We start from the raw sequence: 758 nt of genomic DNA on the forward strand, positions 1-758 counted from the left end.
TGTCGTTGGTGGAGACCGGCAAGCGATTGGGCCGCTGCCCACAGGAGTGGTTGAGGGCCGTGGTCAGGGCGTGCATCGAGAAGACAGATTATCCCATCCCGGCAGAACTGATGCCGTCAACCCCGTCCTGGTGAATAGATACCAATCTGCCCCTGACCATAGGTATGGGACTGCCGCACCGTGACCCAGGGGCGATACCCCGAAGCTTTGATGTCTCGGTTATACCGTGCTGTTTTTGCGATCTCCGCATCGGTGACGATGGGCTGCTGAACCGTTTTTTGCTGCATGACTACTCCTACCTGACCTGCATACAACCTAGTAACTGGGCAGGGGGTCGTCAACCGCAATAGTGCACGTAAGGTGTTGTTTTTACTTATTTATTTTTATAAATAATAACTATCGACGCTATCATGGCAAAAATACCACACTCAACAAACTTCATTTTTTATCTTAAAAAACATATAGTTATAAAAAATCACATAAGCATACATAATCACGAATATTTATTTTTATAAATAATAAGTAAATTTTTTTTATTACTTTTTTGACATAAGAGGGTGGCAGATATAGAACATTATTCTGAGGCGATTGATGATTCCGCTCAGAAAAAATGGTAAGTATTCACCGGAACAGTATTGACACAGGAAAAATGAGACGATCGTCTCTTGATCCCACTTTCCTGCTTGCTTGATCCTGCTCCTTAGATACGCTCCCCCCATGAGCAAAAACACCATGCATTCCGCGGGAATGCCCACCAC

Annotated in this window: 1 protein-coding gene; it reads right to left on the reverse strand. The window is 44.7% G+C overall.

What is annotated here, in order from left to right; all coding sequences use genetic code 11:
* Window positions 1-116: 116 nt before the first annotated feature.
* Window positions 117-287, reverse strand: coding sequence for a hypothetical protein (locus tag J9892_RS21515; RefSeq protein WP_246876736.1), 171 nt, complete (start codon window positions 285-287; stop codon window positions 117-119).
* Window positions 288-758: the final 471 nt, after the last annotated feature.

Source organism: Aeromonas sp. Prich7-2 (assembly GCF_017939255.1).
GTDB lineage: Bacteria > Pseudomonadota > Gammaproteobacteria > Enterobacterales > Aeromonadaceae > Aeromonas > Aeromonas caviae.

Excerpts from the sequence above, each read along its gene's own strand:
- J9892_RS21515 (WP_246876736.1), bottom strand. The coding sequence starts at position 287 with ATGCAGCAAAAAACGGTTCAGCAGCCCATCGTCACCGATGCGGAGATC.